The following is an 18,059-nucleotide window of genomic DNA, read 5'->3' on the forward strand; positions in this document are numbered from 1 at the left end:
GTGCAAACTGTTCAAGACAGAAAACAAATTGAGAACTTGATTGAGAGTTTTAATAATTTAAACAAAAGCTTGGCGAAATTTAGACCAGTATGTGCCACCGAGTGTTTCTTTTACGACAAGAATAATGTGAAGTCGCACGAAATTGAGTTTACAATACGGCTCATGAACGAAATAAGAACAAAAGTCCAGTTCGTCGACATTGACGAAGATATGGCGGGTCAGCGCATTGATAATTTTTTGCGCAACCAATTAAAAGACATTCCTAAAAGCATGATTTACAGAATTGTGCGTAAGGGCGAAGTGCGCGTAAATAAAAAGCGTATAAAAGCAGAGTACAAGTTAAAAGCAGGCGATCTCGTTCGTATTCCACCGGTTACCGTCGAGAAAAAAGATGACGATGTCGCACCAAGTACGAAACTTAACAAAGTCGCTGAGTTGGAAAATATGATTATCTTCGAAGATGATCATATGTTGATTCTAAACAAACCATCTGGCACCGCTGTGCATGGTGGCAGTGGTTTAAAGTTTGGTGCGATTGAAGCGCTTAGGGCTCTGCGACCTCAAGCTCGCTTTCTTGAACTTGTGCATCGTATTGACCGTGATACTTCAGGGATTTTGCTGGTTGCGAAGAAGCGTTCTGCACTTCGTCACTTGCAAGCCCAGTTTCGTGAAAAGACAGTAAAGAAGTTTTACTTAGCTCTTGTCATGGGGCAATGGAAAAGCAGTTGTAAGGTTGTGAACGCGCCACTGCTCAAAAACGAAGTGAACAGTATTGTTCGTGTTAACCCTAATGGTAAGCCGTCAGAAACGCGTTTTAAGATTTTGGAAAAGTTCGAACAAGCTACATTGATTCAGGCGAGTCCGATTACTGGTCGAACTCACCAAATCCGAGTTCATACGCAATACACTGGTCACCCAATCGCTTGGGATGATCGCTACGGTGATCGTCGCTTTGATGCTTATACAGGTCAAGTTGGTTTAGATCGTTTGTTCCTACACGCGGCAAACATCAAGTTCCAACACCCATCAAATGATGAGTGGATGGAAATCAACGCACCGATGGAACCGAAACTAGAAAAAGTGTTGGCGGGTTTAAGAAACGCGTAACCATGTTTTCCTCGCGGATGCAAAAGGGAGCCACAGGCTCCCTTTTATCGTATTTGGGTTAAAGGACATCGAGTCCTTGAGCATGCAACATATCAATCAAATCAATCAATGGTAGTCCGACAAGTGTGTTCGGGTCTTTACCAACTAATTTCGTAAACAAACAAATTCCCATGCCTTCGCTTTTAAAGCTGCCTGCGCAGTAAAAAGGTTCTTCCCTGTCGACGTAGCGTTCGATTTGTTCAAGCGTTAAATCTCTAAAGTGCACCTCGAAAGAATCAAAGCCGACTTCTGTATGGCTTGTGAAGGTGTTATGTACCGCAAGACCAGTATAGAAAGTGATGACTTTTCCACTTTGAGCCAAAAGTTGATTTATCGCGTTATCTCTATTTAAAGGCTTGCCAACGATTTCACCATTAATGACACAAACTTGGTCACTGCCGATAACTAAACTTGCTTTATCCGTCTGGCAAGATATTGCTTTCTCTTGGGCCAGTCTCTGCACAAGTTCAGTTGGCGTTTCCTGGTCAAAAGGTGTTTCATCGCAATCAGGTGATAAACAAACGAATGGTAGTGAGAGCTTTTCAAGCAGTTGTTTACGAAAAGGGGAGGTTGAGGCTAAAACCAGTTGGTAATTTTTCATTTTGAATTACAATTCGTGGGAGCATTTCCAATAGGATAATCGATCAAAAATGATTCTGGCTAATGCTCTGTATGTTAAGCGTAAAAAAGTACAACTTTTTTGCCTTTTTCTTTGACTAATTTTGATTTGGAAGATAATATTCGCGCCCTATGCAAAAGGTAAAAATACCGCGAACGGTTGACCCAGCTAAAGCTGCACAGAAACGATTGGATTACGATGGCATCATCCAAGCTAGTCTTTTCAAGCGCTTAGTGGAAACAACTGAAGGCGTAAAACGCGACGCAGAAGTCTCATTGTCATTTGGGATGGATGAACAGCGACTCGTTGTTATCTCTGGTAAAGCTAACATCGAAGTCGATTTAGAGTGTCAGCGTTGTAATGAGGTATTCGCACATGAGTGCGAAGTTGAATTCCTTTCTACTCCTTACTACGGTGAGAAAACAGAACAGGAAGCACCAGAAATTTATGATTTGGTAGATCTAAATGAATATGGTGAATTAGACCTCATACAACTTGTTGAAGACGAGTTCATCTTAGCATTACCTCAAATTGCGATGCACGATGAAGCGGATTGTAGCGTTGATTCAAATAACATGGTTTTTGGTGAGATTCCTGAAGAAATTGAGGAAGAAAAACCGAATCCATTCGACGTTTTGAAAAGTCTGAAAAAGTAATAGGTGTGGTAGCCGATTCTTCTTCAGGTTTTTAACCCAATAGTATAGGAGTAGGGTCAATGGCCGTACAGAAAAACCGTAAAACTCGTTCTAAGCGCGGTATGCGTCGTTCACACGATGCGCTAACTACAGCTGCTCTATCTGTAGACGCGACTTCTGGTGAAACTCACCTACGCCACAACGTAACTGCTGAAGGTTACTACCGTGGTCAAAAGGTTATCAACAAGTAAGGTTGAACCTTTGCAAAGTATTACCGTTGCACTTGATGCAATGGGCGGGGATTTCGGTCCACGCGTAACAGTGCCTGCCGCCGTGCAGGCACTGTCTCATTTCCCAGAGCTAAAAGTGATTCTTATTGGTGATCAATCTCTGATCACGTCTCAATTATCTCAACTCGGTACCTCGACCAGTTCCCGCTTGACTATTCTTCACAGCGAGAAAGTTATCTCGAACTCAGAAAAACCTTCATTGGCGTTGCGTAATAGCCAAAATAGTTCTATGCGTATGGCTATCGATTTGGTTTCTGAGCAGAAAGCGGATGCTTGTGTTAGTGGTGGCAACACCGGTGCATTAATGGCACTATCGCGTTTCATTCTTAAGTTACTTCCTGGCATTGAACGTCCTGCTTTAGTTTCCGCTTTACCGACGATTACCGGAAAGCGCACTTGGATGCTAGATCTGGGGGCGAATGTATCGTGCGATGCTGATAGCTTGTTCCAATTTGCTGTAATGGGCAGTGCATTAGCTGAAGAACACTTGGGTCGTCCTCCTCGCGTTGCTGTACTCAATATTGGCGCAGAAGAGATTAAAGGTAACGATTTAGTCAAACGTTGCGCAGAAATGCTTTCTCAGACCGATGCGATTAACTTTGTCGGTTATATTGAAGGTAATCAAATTTTGCATGATGTTGCGGACGTCATTGTTTGTGATGGATTTGTCGGCAACGTATGCTTAAAAGCCAGTGAGGGAACAGCTCAACTTTTTATCGAAAAAATTAAAACCAGCATAATGGCATCAACGATAAGGGGTTGGATAGCTAGAAAGTTGTTTTCTAGGCTGTTTAATGAACTAAAAACACTGAACCCCGACCAGTATAACGGCGCAAGTTTGTTAGGATTGCGCGGCATTGTCATAAAAAGCCATGGAAGTGCGGATGTATCTGCGATTGTCAATGCACTTGGCGAGGCAGTACACGAGGTCAAACGACAAGTACCAAGCCGTATTAGCGATCGTTTGGAAGCGGTTTTACTCGAGAGGCATTATTAGTCTTCATGTATAGCAAAATTTTAGGTACTGGCAGCTACCTGCCATCTCAGGTGCGTACAAACGCAGATCTAGAGAAAATGGTAGATACAAGTGATGAGTGGATCGTTGCTCGCACGGGTATTAAAGAGCGTCGAATTGCTGCAGAAAACGAAACTGTAGCAGACATGGCATTCTACGCAGCTGAAAACGCTATCGATATGGCGGGTATTGATAAAAACGATATCGACCTGATTATCGTAGCCACAACGAGCAGTAGCCATACTTTCCCTTCATCTGCGTGTCAGGTGCAGGCAAAGCTTGGCATTAAAGGTTGTCCAGCTTTTGACTTAGCCGCTGCTTGTTCTGGTTTTGTGTACGCATTATCTGTTGCAGACCAACATATCAAATCTGGTATGTGCAAAAACGTACTTGTGATTGGTTCAGATGCTTTGTCTAAAACGTGTGATCCGACAGACCGTTCAACCATTATCCTATTTGGTGATGGTGCCGGAGCCGTTGTCGTAGGCGCTAGCCAAGAGCCTGGCATTATCTCTACCCACATATACTCGGATGGTCAATTCGGAGAGCTTCTAAGCCTACCTGTACCTGTGCGGGGGCAAGATGCGGATAAATGGCTTCATATGGCTGGGAACGAAGTATTCAAAGTCGCTGTCACTCAGCTATCGAAACTAGTAAAAGATACGCTTGAAGCCAACAACATGCATAAGTCTGAACTAGACTGGCTAGTGCCGCACCAAGCGAACTATCGCATTATTTCAGCGACAGCGAAGAAACTTTCGATGTCACTAGACCAAGTCGTGATTACACTTGATAAACACGGCAACACATCAGCTGCGACGGTGCCAACAGCACTAGATGAAGCGGTACGTGATGGTCGTATTAAACGCGGTCAAACTCTGCTTCTTGAAGCGTTTGGCGGCGGATTCACTTGGGGCTCGGCCCTTGTGAAGTTCTAAGTTTCACAAGAATTCAAAATTTAAGGTGCACTTGGTGCATCTTATTTCTTTTTACTTTGCTTAAAGGAAAACAACATGAGCAAGTTTGCTATCGTATTTCCAGGTCAAGGTTCTCAAGCTGTAGGTATGCTTGCAGAACTAGGCGAACAATATGACGTAGTAAAACAAACATTTGCAGAAGCATCTGACGCACTAGGTTACGATCTATGGGCGCTTGTTCAAAATGGACCTGCAGAAGATTTAAACGAGACTTTCCGTACTCAACCAGCTTTGCTAGCTTCATCTGTTGCAATCTGGCGTGTATGGCAGGAACTTGGCTTAGAGCAACCAGCAAACCTAGCCGGTCACAGCCTAGGTGAGTACTCAGCACTTGTATGCGCGGGTGTTATTGACTTTAAAGAAGCCATCAAGCTGGTTGAATTACGTGGTCAACTTATGCAAGAAGCAGTACCAGCTGGTACTGGCGCAATGTACGCGATTATCGGTTTGGCTGATGATGCGATTGCAAAAGCGTGTGAAGACGCAGCGCAAGGCGAAGTGGTCTCTCCAGTAAACTTTAACTCGCCTGGTCAAGTCGTTATCGCTGGTAGCAAAGACGCAGTAGAGCGAGCTGGTGCGCTATGTAAAGAAGCTGGTGCGAAGCGTGCGCTTCCTCTTCCTGTTTCAGTACCTTCACACTGTGCACTTATGAAGCCAGCAGCGGAAAAACTTGCTGTAGCTCTTGAGTCTATCGAATTTAACTCACCACAGCTGCCAGTTATCAACAACGTTGATGTGGTTGCTGAGACAGATCCTGCAAAAATCAAAGATGCGCTTGTTCGTCAGCTACATAGCCCAGTTCGTTGGACTGAAACAGTTGAACTGATGCACGAACAAGGCGTAGAAAATCTTCTTGAGCTTGGTCCTGGTAAAGTTTTAACAGGTCTAACAAAACGTATCGTGAAAACGCTAACTGCAGCAGCAGTGAATGATATCGCATCGCTAGACGCTGCGAAGTAATCCATCAAGCGATAAATTTGCGATAAGAAAAGGAAACACAACATGATGAATCTAGAAGGTAAGATCGCGCTAGTTACCGGCGCAAGCCGTGGTATTGGCCGCGCGATCGCGGAACTTCTTGTCGAGCGAGGTGCTACGGTTATCGGTACTGCTACTTCTGAAAGTGGTGCGGCTGCTATCAGCGAGTATCTTGGTGATAACGGTAAAGGCTTAGCGCTTAACGTGACTGATGTCGAGTCTATCGAAGCGACATTAAAAACGATCAACGAAGAATTTGGTGTGATCGATATTCTGGTGAATAACGCTGGTATTACTCGTGACAACCTATTGATGCGCATGAAAGATGATGAGTGGAACGACATCATCGATACCAACCTAACGCCTATCTACCGCATGTCTAAAGCGGTTTTACGCGGTATGATGAAAAAACGTGCGGGTCGTATCATCAACGTAGGCTCTGTTGTTGGTACCATGGGTAATGCTGGTCAAACTAACTACGCAGCAGCGAAAGCGGGCGTGATTGGTTTTACTAAATCAATGGCTCGTGAAGTTGCGTCTCGTGGTGTAACAGTGAACACTGTTGCTCCTGGTTTCATCGAAACTGACATGACTAAGGCGCTAAGTGATGACCAACGTGCGGCAACTTTGTCGAACGTGCCAGCAGGTCGTTTAGGTGACCCACGTGAAATTGCATCAGCAGTAGTTTTCCTTGCTTCTCCTGAAGCAGCGTACATTACTGGTGAAACTTTGCATGTAAATGGTGGCATGTACATGGTTTAATGCGACAGTTTATGCAAAATAAGCTATTTTACATTGTGAAAAATAGCCTATAGTTGCAGTTAACTGTCATGAACTTGTCATGCTTATGCGCAAGATTTGTGCATGATTTAAGTCAAAAATGTATTGAAATTCGGTTAAATTCGCTAATTTTGTGGTTTGACCAGCAAGGACCCCCTTGCAACTTTCAATAGTTCGAATAAACTACGGAATCATCGCATTAGGCGAAATCTGTAAAGGAAAAGAAAAATGAGCAACATCGAAGAACGCGTAAAGAAAATCATTGTTGAACAGCTAGGTGTAGACGAAGCAGAAGTTAAAAACGAAGCTTCTTTCGTTGATGATCTAGGTGCTGATTCTCTAGACACTGTAGAACTAGTTATGGCTCTAGAAGAGGAATTCGACACTGAGATTCCTGACGAAGAAGCTGAGAAGATCACTACTGTTCAAGCTGCAATCGACTACGTAAACAGCGCTCAGTAATTAGCTCTCCCAGGCGGTCTCCTAGACCGCCTGTGTTCTTTCTAACTTCTTCTATCCTCTCATAGAAATATTCAATTCCCGGAGAATTATATCGTGTCCAAGCGTCGTGTAGTTGTCACTGGCATGGGTATGTTGTCACCGGTAGGCAACACAGTAGAATCATCTTGGAAAGCCCTGCTAGAAGGTCAAAGTGGTATCGTAAATATCGAGCACTTTGATACTACGAACTTCTCAACTCGTTTTGCAGGTCTTGTTAAAGATTTCGATTGCACAGAGTACATGTCTAAAAAAGATGCTCGTAAGATGGACCTTTTCATCCAGTACGGCATTGCAGCGGGTATTCAAGCTCTTGATAACTCTGGCTTACAAATTACCGAAGAAAATGCGGCTCGAGTTGGTGTTGCTATCGGCTCAGGCATTGGCGGTCTTGACCTTATCGAAACTGGCCATACTGCATTAGTAGACAAAGGCCCTCGCAAAGTTAGCCCATTTTTTGTTCCTTCGACCATTGTAAACATGGTTGCAGGTAACCTATCTATCATGCGTGGTCTCCGTGGTCCAAATATCGCGATTTCTACCGCATGTACTACTGGCCTGCATAATATCGGCCATGCAGCACGTATGATTGCCTACGGCGATGCAGATGCGATGGTTGCTGGTGGTGCAGAAAAAGCTTCTACGCCTCTTGGCATGGCTGGCTTCGGTGCAGCTAAAGCACTATCTACTCGTAATGAAGAGCCTCAAAAAGCGTCTCGCCCATGGGATAAAGGCCGTGATGGTTTTGTTCTAGGTGATGGTGCTGGCATGATGGTGCTTGAAGAGTACGAACACGCAAAAGCACGTGGCGCGAAGATTTACGCAGAACTGGTTGGTTTTGGTATGTCTGGTGATGCTTACCACATGACTTCTCCAAGCGAAGATGGCTCTGGTGGTGCACTTGCGATGGAAGCGGCAATGCGTGACGCGAACATCACAGGTACCCAAGTAGGTTATGTGAATGCTCACGGTACATCTACTCCTGCTGGCGACGTTGCAGAAATCAAGGGCGTGAAACGTGCTCTTGGTGAAGAAGGTGCGAAGCAAGTACTTGTATCATCAACTAAGTCTATGACTGGTCACCTATTAGGTGCAGCAGGCTCTGTTGAAGCAATTATCACGGTTATGTCTTTGGTTGACCAAATCGTTCCACCAACGATTAACCTTGATGATCCAGAAGAAGGTCTAGACATCGACCTTGTGCCGCACACTGCGCGCAAAGTTGAAGGTATGGAATACGCTATCTGTAACTCGTTTGGCTTTGGTGGTACAAACGGTTCTTTGATCTTCAAAAAGTTCGCTGAGTAACACTATCTAACCTTATTTAGATAAGCGAAACTTGTATTCTAACGGCTCGATGCTTAGCATTGAGCCGTTTTGTTTTATTTGTTGTCTGCTAATTTGAAGGTACGTGAATGTTTTGGGTAAATGGAGTTCCGCAAACGCATGTAGAGCTAGGTGATCGCTCATTCCAATACGGTGATGGAGGCTTTACCACCATCCTGACCCAAAATGGAGAGTTGGTTTACTGGCAGGAGCATACTGAGCGCATGAGTGCTTGCCTTGACGCTTTGAAGATCTCTTCACCTGACTGGAAAGTTGTGCATGGTTGGGCAAGCAAAGCGGTTTTATCTGACGCACGAGCGGGGGTGAAGATTCACGTTAGCCGCGGTATTGGCGGGCGAGGGTATAGCCCTAATGGGATTAAAGGCCCTATCGTGACGATTTCCAATTTTGCATTTCCTTCTCATTATTCATCTTGGCAAGAACAAGGTGTGGACTTGGGCGTTTGTAATACTCGTCTAGGGATTCAACCTTTACTTGCGGGACATAAGCACAACAACCGTTTAGAGCAGATTCTCGCCAAGGCTGAAATCGACAATACAGAGTTTGCAGATGCAATAACGTTAAATGTGCAAAACCATGTCATTGAAACTACAATGGCCAACCTTTTTTGGGTTAAAGGTAATAAAGTATTTACGCCGGAGCTGACCTTATCAGGCGTTACGGGCGTAATGCGTCGTAAGGTGCTTGAGTTACTTAAAGTAAGTCATATTGAAGTCATCGAGGGGCGTTTTATACTTCCAGATTTGCTGAGTGCTGACGAGGCTTTCATGTGTAACTCAATATTAGGTGTCGCACCTATTCGCAGCATAGTGACATCGAACTCTAAGACTATATTTCCGATAGGAAAATTGACTCAACGACTGCAAGGGAATTTAACTACGTGATTAAAAAACTGTTGGCTTTTGTTGTGCTGATCGCAGTGATAGGCGCAGCAGCTGTTTTTTATATAATTTCACAGGCTAAACAATACGTTGAAAAGCCTATTCTATTGGAACAACCTCAGCTGTTTACTGTAGAAAGTGGTACAAGCTTTCATCATGTCATGCGCGCCTTAGTTGAAGATGAGGTGATTGAAACATCGGAGTACATCCGTTTAATTCCTCACTTATATCCAGAATTGTTGCAAGTGCGAGCGGGTACTTACCAACTTGAGCCTGGTATGTCACTTTCGCAAACATTGGAGCATCTGAATACTGGAAAAGAATACCAGTTTGCGATCACTTTTGTTGAAGGCAGCCGCTTTTCTGAATGGGTAGATCAACTAAAAAGTGCTCCTTATTTAAAGCATGATTTAACCGATCTTTCAGAAAAAGAAATGGCTGCGAAGCTCGGAATTGAGAGAGAAAAGCTAGAAGGGTTGTTTTTAGCAGAAACCTACCATTACACAGCGGGTGCGAGTGAAAGCCAGTTATTAAAACGAGCGCATCGAAAACTCAATAAAATACTGGATGCTAACTGGGAAGCGCGTCAAGAAAAGCTGCCATTACAGGACAAATATGAAGCCTTGATTCTCGCGTCTATCATCGAGAAAGAGACGGCTATTGATTCTGAGCGTGAGCGCGTCGCTTCTGTGTTTATCAACCGATTGAACAAACGCATGCGGTTACAAACTGATCCGACAGTTATTTATGGTATGGGTGACGCCTACGATGGCAACATTCGTAAGAAAGATTTGCGTACGCCGACACCATATAACACCTATACCATCAATGGTTTGCCACCAACACCGATTGCGATGGCTGGTGAAGCTTCCATTGAAGCGGCTTTGAATCCAGAAAGCAGCAACTATTTATATTTTGTAGCAAGTGGAAAGGGCGGACATGTATTTTCGAAATCCCTTGCTGAGCACAACCGTGCTGTTCGTGCCTATTTAAGAGAACTAAGAAAGAACAAATGATGAAAGCAAACTTTATTGTCGTTGAAGGCCTAGAAGGCGCGGGTAAAAGCACTGCGATTAAAACCGTTTTAGATACGCTAAAAGCGGCCGGTATTGAGGATATCGTAAATACCCGTGAGCCAGGAGGCACACCGCTAGCAGAAAAAATGCGCGCTCTGGTGAAAGAAGAGCACGAAGGCGAAGAACTTAAGGACATGACGGAGTTGCTTCTTCTGTACGCTGCACGTGTTCAGTTGGTTGAGAACGTGATCAAACCAGCTTTGGAAAACGGTCAGTGGGTGGTTGGTGACCGACACGATATGTCGTCGCAAGCTTATCAAGGTGGTGGCCGTCAGATTGACGCATCGTTAATGAAAAATCTCCGGGATACAACGCTTGGTGATTTTAAACCTGCTCTCACTCTCTATATGGATATTGACCCTCGTGTTGGGCTTGAGCGTGCACGTGGGCGTGGTGAGTTAGATCGTATAGAGAAGATGGATATTAGTTTCTTCGAGCGTACACGTGAGCGTTATTTGGAGATTGCTCATGCCGATCCTTCCATCGTTATCATTAACGCAGAACAGACGATTGAAGGCGTGTCGCGTGATATTCGGGACGCTCTAAACGAGTGGCTAGCTCGTCAATAAGTGAAACGTAAATTTAGGTGACTCATGTTAAATGATTATCCATGGCTACAGCCAATATGGGATAACCTCAAAGTAGGGTTAGAGTCGGACAGAATACCAGGTGCGCTTTTATTACAAAGCGAGCAGGGCTTGGGCATCGAAAAACTTATCGAGTTTTTTAGCCAAGCACTTCTTTGCCAAAATTACGCGAGTGAAGCATGCGGTTTTTGTCATAGCTGCCAGCTAAATCAATCTCAAAACCACCCTGATTTACACTGGATCAAGCCAGAGAAAGAAGGAAAGGCGATAACGGTGGACCAAATTCGCGCTTGTAACCGTCTTGCTCAGGAATCATCTCAGCTTAATGGTTACCGCCTATTTGTAATAGAACCGGCGGACTCTATGAACGAGTCGGCATCGAATGCGCTGTTAAAGACGCTAGAAGAGCCTGGGGCAAAGTGCTTGTTTTTGCTCGTTACCCACAATCAGGAGCGTCTGCTCCCAACGATTCGTAGCCGTTGCCAACACTGGGTTGTTGCGCCTCCGTCAGCGGAACAAGCGATGAAATGGATGCACGAACAAGGGGCGAAGCAAGTTCCTGCTTATGCCTTAAAACTGAATATGGGCTCTCCAATAAAAACATTGGATGCGTTAAATAATGGTGAGCTCGAAGCTTACTTGGCTTTTGAACGCAGTTTTATTAAGGCAATGTCTTCGCCTGTTTCAGACGTTTCTGAGTGTGCTTCTTTAATCGCTAAACACTCAGAGCAATCACTAGACTGGGCATGGTATTTACTGACAGATGCTCAGAAAGCGCAGTTTGGTGTATCAGAAGCTCAAATGCTTCCGGGCGCGACAAAGTTTCAACCGGACAACTATAACGGTTTGTACTCATCAGCGAAGGCGCTGATGAACCTGAAAGCTCAGGTGCAAGCCTTTCCTGGCCTGAACCTTGAGCTACTATCAATGAATTGGTTAATTGAATCACGAGAGGCATTATGTTCGTAGATTCTCATTGTCATTTAGACAAATTGAATTACGACGATCTCCACATCAATGTGGAAGACGTTATTAACAAAGCTAAACAAGCAAACGTAACTGAGCTACTTTCTGTTGGAGTAACGCTGGATTCTTTCCCGAAAATGATGGAAATGATCGAGCCTTATGACAATGTTTATGCTTCGTGCGGTGTGCATCCACTTGATGTTGAAAGCGACTTTTCGATGGACGTATTGCGCCACCATGCGTCGAATGCAAAAGTCGTCGCTATTGGCGAAACGGGTTTAGATTATCATTACAAGCCCGAAACGGCCGCGTTACAGAAAGAGCGCTTTGAGCAACACGTTGATCTTGCAGTGGAGCTCAACAAACCTTTAATTATCCATACCAGAAACGCACGTGCGGATACTCTTGATATTTTGCGTAAGGGTGGGGCAGAGAAATGTGGTGGTGTTATCCACTGTTTTACAGAAGATCTTCCATTTGCTGAAGCTGCACTGGAGCTGGGGTTTTATATTTCTATCTCGGGGATTGTTACTTTCCGTCAAGCTACAGAGTTAAAAGAAGTGGTGAAGACTCTACCTTTAGAGAAGCTTCTTATTGAGACAGATTCTCCTTACTTGGCTCCTGTCCCTCATCGTGGCAAAGAGAATCAACCCGCTTATGTTGTCGAAGTCGCTTCTTATATTGCGCAACTCAAATCGTGCTCTCTTTCTGAAGTGGCACAAAAAACCACCGAAAACTTCCGAAATCTTTTTTTGCGATGAAAAAATAATAAGAGCATAAAAAAGGAGCTTAGGCTCCTTTTTTGTTGATAAAAACAACAGATACGCTCACGGGTTTAATGTTTACTAAAAATGTTGATTTAATAATATTCAAAAATCACAAATGTAATTTTGTTACTAAAAATAACATTGAGGAGTATTTTATTTACGCCTTAAAATTAATTTTATAAATAATTAATTCTTTATAAAACAGTAATATAAGTGCAATGCAAACCTTTTCATCGGCTGTTTTTGGGTGTGATCCAAGACTTGTTTTGAAACTAAATTTCGTAACTGTGTGGAAAGTTTGAGGGTCATCAATATATATTTAGAGCCGGAAAATATAATGCAGTTGTGGTTACATTTTCATTGGGTGCTAACCTTTAGGCTACGGGGGTGTGCCGTTAGTGCCCAAATAATACTTATAAATTTATCAGGAGCATAAACATGTTTAAGAACCTTTTTGCTAACCTGCAAAAAGTTGGTAAGGCTCTGATGCTTCCAGTATCAGTTTTACCAGTTGCAGGTATTTTATTAGGTGTGGGTGCTGCCCATCTAAGCTTTATTCCAGAGATCGTTTCTAATCTTATGGAACAAGCTGGTGGTTCAGTATTCGGCCAAATGGCACTTCTATTTGCAGTAGGTGTAGCTCTAGGCTTCACTAACAACGACGGTGTTGCAGGTCTTGCAGCTATCGTTGGTTACGGCATCATGACGGCAACGCTAGGTGTAATGGCGGGCGTTATGGGTGTTGAGAAAATCGATACAGGTGTACTAGGTGGTATCCTTGTCGGTGGTGTGGCTGCTTGGGCATTCAACCGTTTCTTCAAAATCCAACTTCCAGAGTACCTTGGCTTCTTCGCTGGTAAGCGCGCAGTGCCAATCATCACTGGTTTTGCTGCGATCATCCTAGGTGTTATCCTTTCTGTTATCTGGCCACCAATTGGCGGTGCAATTTCTGCATTCTCTGATTGGGCTGCACACCAAAACCCACAGCTAGCATTCGGTATCTACGGTGTTGTTGAGCGTTCTCTAATCCCATTCGGTCTACACCACGTATGGAACGTACCGTTCTTCTTCGAAGCAGGTTCTTGTGTTAACGCTGCCGGTGAAGCTCAAAATGGTGTACTAACTTGTTACCTAGTTGCTGATGAAGCATCTCGTGCTGCTGGTAATGGCTTCGGTCAGCTAGCGGGTGGTTACATGTTCAAGATGTTCGGTCTACCAGCTGCAGCAATCGCAATTGCTCATTGTGCTAAACCAGAAAACCGTGCAAAAGTAATGGGTATCATGGCGTCAGCTGCACTGACTTCATTCCTAACTGGTATTACTGAGCCAATCGAATTCTCATTCCTATTCGTTGCTCCACTACTATACGGTATCCACGCTCTACTAGCTGGTTCTGCATACATCGTTTCGAACACTCTAGGCTTTGTACACGGTACTTCTTTCTCTCACGGTCTGATCGACTTCCTAGTTCTATCTGGTAACGCTCAGAAGATGGTGCTAATGATTGCCGTTGGTCTAGTTTACGCAGTAATTTACTACGTAGTGTTCCGTGGTGTAATCACAGCGCTTGACCTAAAAACACCTGGCCGTGAAGATGAAACGGAAAGTGCAGCTGTAACTTCTGGCTCTGATATGGGCGGTGAACTGGTTGCAGCGTTTGGCGGTAAAGCTAACATTACTGGTCTAGATGCATGTATCACACGTCTACGTGTAGCAGTTGCAGATACAGCAGCTGTTGACCAAGACAAGCTAAAACAACTAGGCGCTGCTGGTGTTGTAGTTGTAGCTGGTGGTGTACAGGCTATCTTCGGTACTAAGTCTGATAACCTAAAAACTGAAATGGATGAGTGGATTCGTAACCACGGTTAATCGCAGTCATTCATAGTAATGCATAAAAGGAGGCTTCGGCCTCCTTTTTTAGTTCCTATTTTATTAACTGACAGTTCCTTTTTAGTGTGATCCTAAACTCATCTTTACTTTTGTCAGCTTTTTCATACATCGAGCTTACCCATCGTTGACATATTGATATGCCAATATGTTTGAATAGCGAATAATGTTTTTTTGAATAATTGATAACGTGTATGAAGAACAAATTCATTTTAGTTTTGGGACTAGTTTCTAGTACGGCAATGGCGGCAAGCGAACCAACGGATCTATCAGTTGGTATGGCTGTCGATCAACAATTAAGTGTTGTTGTAGAGTTAGATAACAAATATCGTGGCATTATCGGAAACGATGGTATGGCGTTTGATTACATCGCTAAGCGTGGAACATTCGATCAAAACATGCCTGTGACTTGGTATGTCGGCGTTGGTGGCTGGTATGAATGGGATGACGAGTTTGGTGTGAGAGTACCACTTGGTGTGAACTGGGATTTATCACGCGGCTGGGACCTTTATGGTCAAATACACCCAGAGCTAGATCTTTACAAAGGTGCTGACTTGCAACTTGGCGGCGCCGTTGGCATCAAGTACAGTTTCTAGAATTGAACTAATGTATGTATAAAAAAACGCCGGTAACTACCGGCGTTTTTATGTGGAACTTAACGTTCTATTGTTTATCCATGGCTCGCTTGATGCAAACGGCAGCGCCGCCCCAAGTGATACCTAAACCAATAACCATCATAATAATTGCGCTGATTGTCATTTTGCTGTCTCCTTGCGGTTCACTGCGTTGATCACTAGACCAAAGATAAAGAGTGCGGCGATAAGTGCCCAGCCTAAAGTTAGATCATAGCCACCGTAGCCTTCAGTAATTAGGGCGTATAGCTTGGTCGCTAAGATAATGGCGAGCATGATTGGTGTAACGAAGCGTAAGCAGATCTCGAACCATTGACCAACAGAGAAATCAGAGCGCTCGTTAACGTAATTACGTACTTCTGGCACGCGCTTCAATAGCCACGCCATCAAGACAATCTCAACCAGACCACCAACCATGATGCCAACGTTGTTTGCAAAGTGGTCTACTAGATCGAGTAGCAGCAGACCGCCATTGGTAGCAAACGCCATAGAGACAACGAAGCCAATACCAATCACAACATTTGCAGCTTTTTTACGGCTCCACTTCAGCTTGTCGATAATGGCTGAAGTTACGGCTTCCATAATTGAAATATGCGAACTTAGACCCGCAACCACCAGTGCAAAGAAGAACAGTGGACCAAGAATATATGGGGCAGGTAGTAGGTTAATTGCCGCAGGTAAAGTAACAAAAGCCAAGCCAACGCCTGCAGATACCACCTCTGTTAACGGCTTACCTTGCTCTTGAGCCATGTAACCCAATACTGAGAAGATCATGATGCCGGCTAGGATCGAGAAGCCACAGTTGATCAACACAGTCATAAACGCGTTATTCGTTATGTCCGACTTTTCTGGTAGGTAGCTAGAGTAAGCTAGCATGATGGCGAAGCCGATACTTAGCGTAAAGAAGATCTGACCATATGCCGCTGCCCATACTTTCACATCCCAAATTTTGCTGAAATCGGGTTCGAACATGTAGTTCACGCCATCTAGAGCTCCTGGCAAGAAAATCATACGTCCGATTAAGAAAATCACCATCAAGAATAGGATTGGCATCATAATTTTAGATGCTCGTTCAATTCCTGATTTCACGCCTTTGGCAATAGCGGTGTAAGTAATTGCCCAAGCAATCACCATGGATAAAGCAATCTTCCATTGAATACTGCCTAAGTCTGTTGGTGAGTTGTCACCTAGCTTTAGGTATTCACTAAAGAAAAATGCGTTGGTATCGGTTCCCCAACCTTGAGTGAACGACAACCCAAAGTAAGAAATCGACCAACCGATAACAGCCACATAGTAAACGGCAATAACTGCAGCCACACCAACTTGGAACCAGCCAAGCCATTCAAATTTAGAATGAATTTTCGCAAGTGTTTTTGGTGCCGAGCCTCGGTATTTTTGTCCCATACTGAACTCAAGGATCATAAATGGAATACCGGCAGTGATCATGGCAAAAATGTAAGGAATAAAAAATGCGCCGCCACCGTTTTCATAGGCCATGTATGGGAAACGCCAAATGTTTCCCAAACCGATAGCAGACCCAACTGCTGCTAAGATGAATCCCGCCCGGGATCCCCATTGTTCTCGCTTCATATTTGACTCCTATAAGACTCCCTGAGGAATGAAGCTCTCTACGTAACACAGTAATAATTGCGCAAACAGTTGGAAGAAAGGACCGCTGTTATCCATCAGCTTTTCTATCCTTAATTCTAACTTATTATAATTTTATAGAGCTATATTCTGTCTACTGTAAGAGAAAGTAGATTATTAATCTTAAAATTTTGATGTGTGTTTGATAAAACTGAAATATTTATCTGTTTTCACTGATCAGACTAACTTCTAATAATACTTAGCGCAATAGAATCTAAATGTTAATTCAGATACGTTGTCTGGTTTTAATCTTGTTAAATTTGAGTTTGATTGTGGTTTTGTGTGGGTAGGTGGTTGTTTGTCTGGAATAAATGACTGGGATCTAATAATTGCTTTGGTGTTTAAGACTATTTTGATTAATTAGGGCGTACGGCTATCTTTTGTGCACCTATCTAGATGATGCTTCGTTACTTTGCCAAACAATGGTGTTTAGACGATATCCTTTATCGGCTCTGTGCAGGACTCGTTCAGCGTTCTTTGTGACGAGTCCTACAAAGGAACATGCATAAAAATTAGAAGCGGAAACTAAAACCGACATTTGATTGGAATTGGTTCATCCAATCAGTATCGAACTTAATGATACAGTTTGAGCCGTCATTAGGTAGATTGCAGGCGCCAGATGTATCGTTATCAACGACCGTTCCTAACCATCTCAGTTGGGCTGTTAATGCAAAGTTCTTTGAAAATTCATATTCCAGCCCTGCAAAAGCGCTAGCCGAAAATCCGTATTTTTTGTCTACCCAATCCACATCGGCATAAGAAGCGCCCAAACCTACACCGATATAGGTTTGCCAATTTTCTGCGACAGGATAGTACATGCTGCTTTGGAAGTGCAGATAATGGATATCTGCTGAGTTGGACAGCTTTTCAAGTTCCGTCGATTGATTGGAGTAAAACAATCCGATCCTTCCTTTTTCTAAGGGAGTCTCGACTGAAAGAGCGTAGTTCACTGCGGGGTCGAGATCGTATGTATTACCACTTTCATCCTCTACTTGGCCGCCTCCTGTATAGCCTATGTATGGTGTAACGATGATATTCGCTTGTGCATTGATAGCAGTACTCATCATCATGATTCCTACTAGCCAGCTGAGTTTTTGGTTCATGCCCTATCTCCTTATTATGACTAAGCTAATTGTGATGGGTTAGTCAAAATTGCGCGACTAAATTAAGCAAATCTTGAACATATTTCACACCGGTGTTATTAATTTGTTACATATTAAGGAGGTGTTTATGGAACACGATCTAAAATCCGCATTAATCATTGTGGTGACTGTTTTTGCAGTGCTTTTGTCATTTGGCATCATTGCTATTACAACAGCTTAAGATAACCA

General features: G+C 43.7%; 21 protein-coding genes. 17 read left to right on the forward strand and 4 right to left on the reverse strand.

Annotated elements, in window-relative coordinates; all coding sequences use genetic code 11:
- Positions 1 to 162: 162 nt before the first annotated feature.
- Positions 163 to 1,107 (forward strand): 23S rRNA pseudouridine(955/2504/2580) synthase RluC, encoded by a 945-nt coding sequence (rluC, locus tag R7093_RS03445; RefSeq protein ID WP_021033985.1) that lies wholly within the window; start codon positions 163 to 165, stop codon positions 1,105 to 1,107.
- A gap of 58 nt (positions 1,108 to 1,165) precedes the next feature.
- Here rluC and R7093_RS03450 read toward each other — a convergent pair whose 3' ends face one another.
- Positions 1,166 to 1,747 carry a Maf family protein gene (locus R7093_RS03450; RefSeq protein ID WP_025767221.1) on the reverse strand — a complete coding sequence of 194 codons (582 nt, stop codon included), beginning with the start codon at positions 1,745 to 1,747 and terminating at the stop codon, positions 1,166 to 1,168.
- A gap of 149 nt (positions 1,748 to 1,896) precedes the next feature.
- On the opposite strand from R7093_RS03450, the gene yceD reads away from it, so the two are divergent.
- The 15 genes from yceD (at position 1,897) to R7093_RS03525 (ending at position 15,045) form a co-directional block, all read left to right on the forward strand.
- The gene (gene yceD / locus R7093_RS03455; protein WP_005387307.1) at positions 1,897 to 2,421 is read left to right on the forward strand and encodes a 23S rRNA accumulation protein YceD; all 525 of its coding nucleotides are present in this window, start codon (positions 1,897 to 1,899) and stop codon (positions 2,419 to 2,421) included.
- Between the two features lie 59 nt (positions 2,422 to 2,480).
- Complete coding sequence (rpmF, locus tag R7093_RS03460; protein ID WP_005396978.1) at positions 2,481 to 2,651, forward strand: 50S ribosomal protein L32; 171 nt, start codon at positions 2,481 to 2,483, stop codon at positions 2,649 to 2,651.
- Between the two features lie 10 nt (positions 2,652 to 2,661).
- On the forward strand, positions 2,662 to 3,687 hold the full coding sequence (gene plsX / locus R7093_RS03465; protein WP_047103428.1) for a phosphate acyltransferase PlsX: 1,026 nt from the start codon (positions 2,662 to 2,664) through the stop codon (positions 3,685 to 3,687).
- 5 nt (positions 3,688 to 3,692) lie between these two features.
- Positions 3,693 to 4,643, forward strand: a complete 951-nt coding sequence (locus tag R7093_RS03470; protein WP_017821385.1) for a beta-ketoacyl-ACP synthase III — start codon at positions 3,693 to 3,695, stop codon at positions 4,641 to 4,643.
- Positions 4,644 to 4,718: 75 nt separating this feature from the next.
- Entirely contained in the window at positions 4,719 to 5,642 is a 924-nt protein-coding gene (gene fabD, locus R7093_RS03475; protein WP_005387313.1) for an ACP S-malonyltransferase, read from the forward strand.
- A 45-nt stretch (positions 5,643 to 5,687) separates the two neighbouring features.
- On the forward strand, positions 5,688 to 6,422 hold the full coding sequence (fabG, locus tag R7093_RS03480) for a 3-oxoacyl-ACP reductase FabG (RefSeq protein WP_025767222.1): 735 nt from the start codon (positions 5,688 to 5,690) through the stop codon (positions 6,420 to 6,422).
- 246 nt (positions 6,423 to 6,668) lie between these two features.
- Positions 6,669 to 6,902 (forward strand): acyl carrier protein, encoded by a 234-nt coding sequence (gene acpP / locus R7093_RS03485; RefSeq protein ID WP_004406112.1) that lies wholly within the window; start codon positions 6,669 to 6,671, stop codon positions 6,900 to 6,902.
- A gap of 93 nt (positions 6,903 to 6,995) precedes the next feature.
- The gene (fabF, locus tag R7093_RS03490; protein ID WP_005372948.1) at positions 6,996 to 8,246 is read left to right on the forward strand and encodes a beta-ketoacyl-ACP synthase II; all 1,251 of its coding nucleotides are present in this window, start codon (positions 6,996 to 6,998) and stop codon (positions 8,244 to 8,246) included.
- Between the two features lie 107 nt (positions 8,247 to 8,353).
- Complete coding sequence (gene pabC / locus R7093_RS03495) at positions 8,354 to 9,169, forward strand: aminodeoxychorismate lyase (RefSeq protein WP_042523095.1); 816 nt, start codon at positions 8,354 to 8,356, stop codon at positions 9,167 to 9,169.
- The gene (mltG, locus tag R7093_RS03500; RefSeq protein ID WP_025767224.1) at positions 9,166 to 10,182 is read left to right on the forward strand and encodes an endolytic transglycosylase MltG; all 1,017 of its coding nucleotides are present in this window, start codon (positions 9,166 to 9,168) and stop codon (positions 10,180 to 10,182) included. The genes pabC and mltG overlap by 4 nt, the downstream gene beginning before the upstream one ends.
- Positions 10,179 to 10,811, forward strand: a complete 633-nt coding sequence (tmk, locus tag R7093_RS03505) for a dTMP kinase (RefSeq protein ID WP_005387350.1) — start codon at positions 10,179 to 10,181, stop codon at positions 10,809 to 10,811. The genes mltG and tmk overlap by 4 nt, the downstream gene beginning before the upstream one ends.
- A gap of 24 nt (positions 10,812 to 10,835) precedes the next feature.
- Positions 10,836 to 11,798, forward strand: a complete 963-nt coding sequence (locus R7093_RS03510) for a DNA polymerase III subunit delta' (protein ID WP_047103417.1) — start codon at positions 10,836 to 10,838, stop codon at positions 11,796 to 11,798.
- Positions 11,789 to 12,556 carry a TatD family hydrolase gene (locus tag R7093_RS03515; protein ID WP_005372957.1) on the forward strand — a complete coding sequence of 256 codons (768 nt, stop codon included), beginning with the start codon at positions 11,789 to 11,791 and terminating at the stop codon, positions 12,554 to 12,556. The genes R7093_RS03510 and R7093_RS03515 overlap by 10 nt, the downstream gene beginning before the upstream one ends.
- 444 nt (positions 12,557 to 13,000) lie before the next feature.
- Entirely contained in the window at positions 13,001 to 14,431 is a 1,431-nt protein-coding gene (gene ptsG, locus R7093_RS03520; protein WP_005372959.1) for a PTS glucose transporter subunit IIBC, read from the forward strand.
- Between the two features lie 212 nt (positions 14,432 to 14,643).
- Positions 14,644 to 15,045 carry a hypothetical protein gene (locus R7093_RS03525; protein ID WP_005372960.1) on the forward strand — a complete coding sequence of 134 codons (402 nt, stop codon included), beginning with the start codon at positions 14,644 to 14,646 and terminating at the stop codon, positions 15,043 to 15,045.
- Positions 15,046 to 15,112: 67 nt separating this feature from the next.
- Here the strand turns inward: R7093_RS03525 and R7093_RS03530 are convergent, their stop codons facing one another.
- From R7093_RS03530 to R7093_RS03540, 3 genes are all read right to left on the reverse strand, one after another.
- Positions 15,113 to 15,208 carry a MetS family NSS transporter small subunit gene (locus tag R7093_RS03530; RefSeq protein WP_005372963.1) on the reverse strand — a complete coding sequence of 32 codons (96 nt, stop codon included), beginning with the start codon at positions 15,206 to 15,208 and terminating at the stop codon, positions 15,113 to 15,115.
- Positions 15,205 to 16,671 (reverse strand): sodium-dependent transporter, encoded by a 1,467-nt coding sequence (locus R7093_RS03535; RefSeq protein ID WP_005372966.1) that lies wholly within the window; start codon positions 16,669 to 16,671, stop codon positions 15,205 to 15,207. The genes R7093_RS03530 and R7093_RS03535 overlap by 4 nt, the downstream gene beginning before the upstream one ends.
- A 569-nt stretch (positions 16,672 to 17,240) precedes the next feature.
- Positions 17,241 to 17,831, reverse strand: a complete 591-nt coding sequence (locus R7093_RS03540) for an outer membrane protein (RefSeq protein ID WP_047103413.1) — start codon at positions 17,829 to 17,831, stop codon at positions 17,241 to 17,243.
- 127 nt (positions 17,832 to 17,958) lie between these two features.
- On the opposite strand from R7093_RS03540, the gene R7093_RS03545 reads away from it, so the two are divergent.
- Positions 17,959 to 18,051, forward strand: coding sequence for a YnhF family membrane protein (locus R7093_RS03545; RefSeq protein WP_005372970.1), 93 nt, complete (start codon positions 17,959 to 17,961; stop codon positions 18,049 to 18,051).
- Positions 18,052 to 18,059 lie beyond the last annotated feature (8 nt).

Source organism: Vibrio sp. 1580, from assembly GCF_033340055.1.

Bases quoted from the DNA above. Each gene is read 5' to 3' on its own strand.
- rluC (WP_021033985.1), top strand. From the start codon at position 163: ATGAACGAAATAAGAACAAAAGTCCAGTTCGTCGACATTGACGAAGAT.
- R7093_RS03450 (WP_025767221.1), bottom strand. From the start codon at position 1,747: ATGAAAAATTACCAACTGGTTTTAGCCTCAACCTCCCCTTTTCGTAAA.
- yceD (WP_005387307.1), top strand. From the start codon at position 1,897: ATGCAAAAGGTAAAAATACCGCGAACGGTTGACCCAGCTAAAGCTGCA.
- rpmF (WP_005396978.1), top strand. From the start codon at position 2,481: ATGGCCGTACAGAAAAACCGTAAAACTCGTTCTAAGCGCGGTATGCGT.
- R7093_RS03470 (WP_017821385.1), top strand. From the start codon at position 3,693: ATGTATAGCAAAATTTTAGGTACTGGCAGCTACCTGCCATCTCAGGTG.
- fabD (WP_005387313.1), top strand. From the start codon at position 4,719: ATGAGCAAGTTTGCTATCGTATTTCCAGGTCAAGGTTCTCAAGCTGTA.
- fabG (WP_025767222.1), top strand. From the start codon at position 5,688: ATGAATCTAGAAGGTAAGATCGCGCTAGTTACCGGCGCAAGCCGTGGT.
- acpP (WP_004406112.1), top strand. From the start codon at position 6,669: ATGAGCAACATCGAAGAACGCGTAAAGAAAATCATTGTTGAACAGCTA.
- pabC (WP_042523095.1), top strand. From the start codon at position 8,354: ATGTTTTGGGTAAATGGAGTTCCGCAAACGCATGTAGAGCTAGGTGAT.
- tmk (WP_005387350.1), top strand. From the start codon at position 10,179: ATGATGAAAGCAAACTTTATTGTCGTTGAAGGCCTAGAAGGCGCGGGT.
- R7093_RS03510 (WP_047103417.1), top strand. From the start codon at position 10,836: ATGTTAAATGATTATCCATGGCTACAGCCAATATGGGATAACCTCAAA.
- R7093_RS03515 (WP_005372957.1), top strand. From the start codon at position 11,789: ATGTTCGTAGATTCTCATTGTCATTTAGACAAATTGAATTACGACGAT.
- ptsG (WP_005372959.1), top strand. From the start codon at position 13,001: ATGTTTAAGAACCTTTTTGCTAACCTGCAAAAAGTTGGTAAGGCTCTG.
- R7093_RS03525 (WP_005372960.1), top strand. From the start codon at position 14,644: ATGAAGAACAAATTCATTTTAGTTTTGGGACTAGTTTCTAGTACGGCA.
- R7093_RS03530 (WP_005372963.1), bottom strand. From the start codon at position 15,208: ATGACAATCAGCGCAATTATTATGATGGTTATTGGTTTAGGTATCACT.
- R7093_RS03535 (WP_005372966.1), bottom strand. From the start codon at position 16,671: ATGAAGCGAGAACAATGGGGATCCCGGGCGGGATTCATCTTAGCAGCA.
- R7093_RS03540 (WP_047103413.1), bottom strand. From the start codon at position 17,831: ATGAACCAAAAACTCAGCTGGCTAGTAGGAATCATGATGATGAGTACT.
- R7093_RS03545 (WP_005372970.1), top strand. From the start codon at position 17,959: ATGGAACACGATCTAAAATCCGCATTAATCATTGTGGTGACTGTTTTT.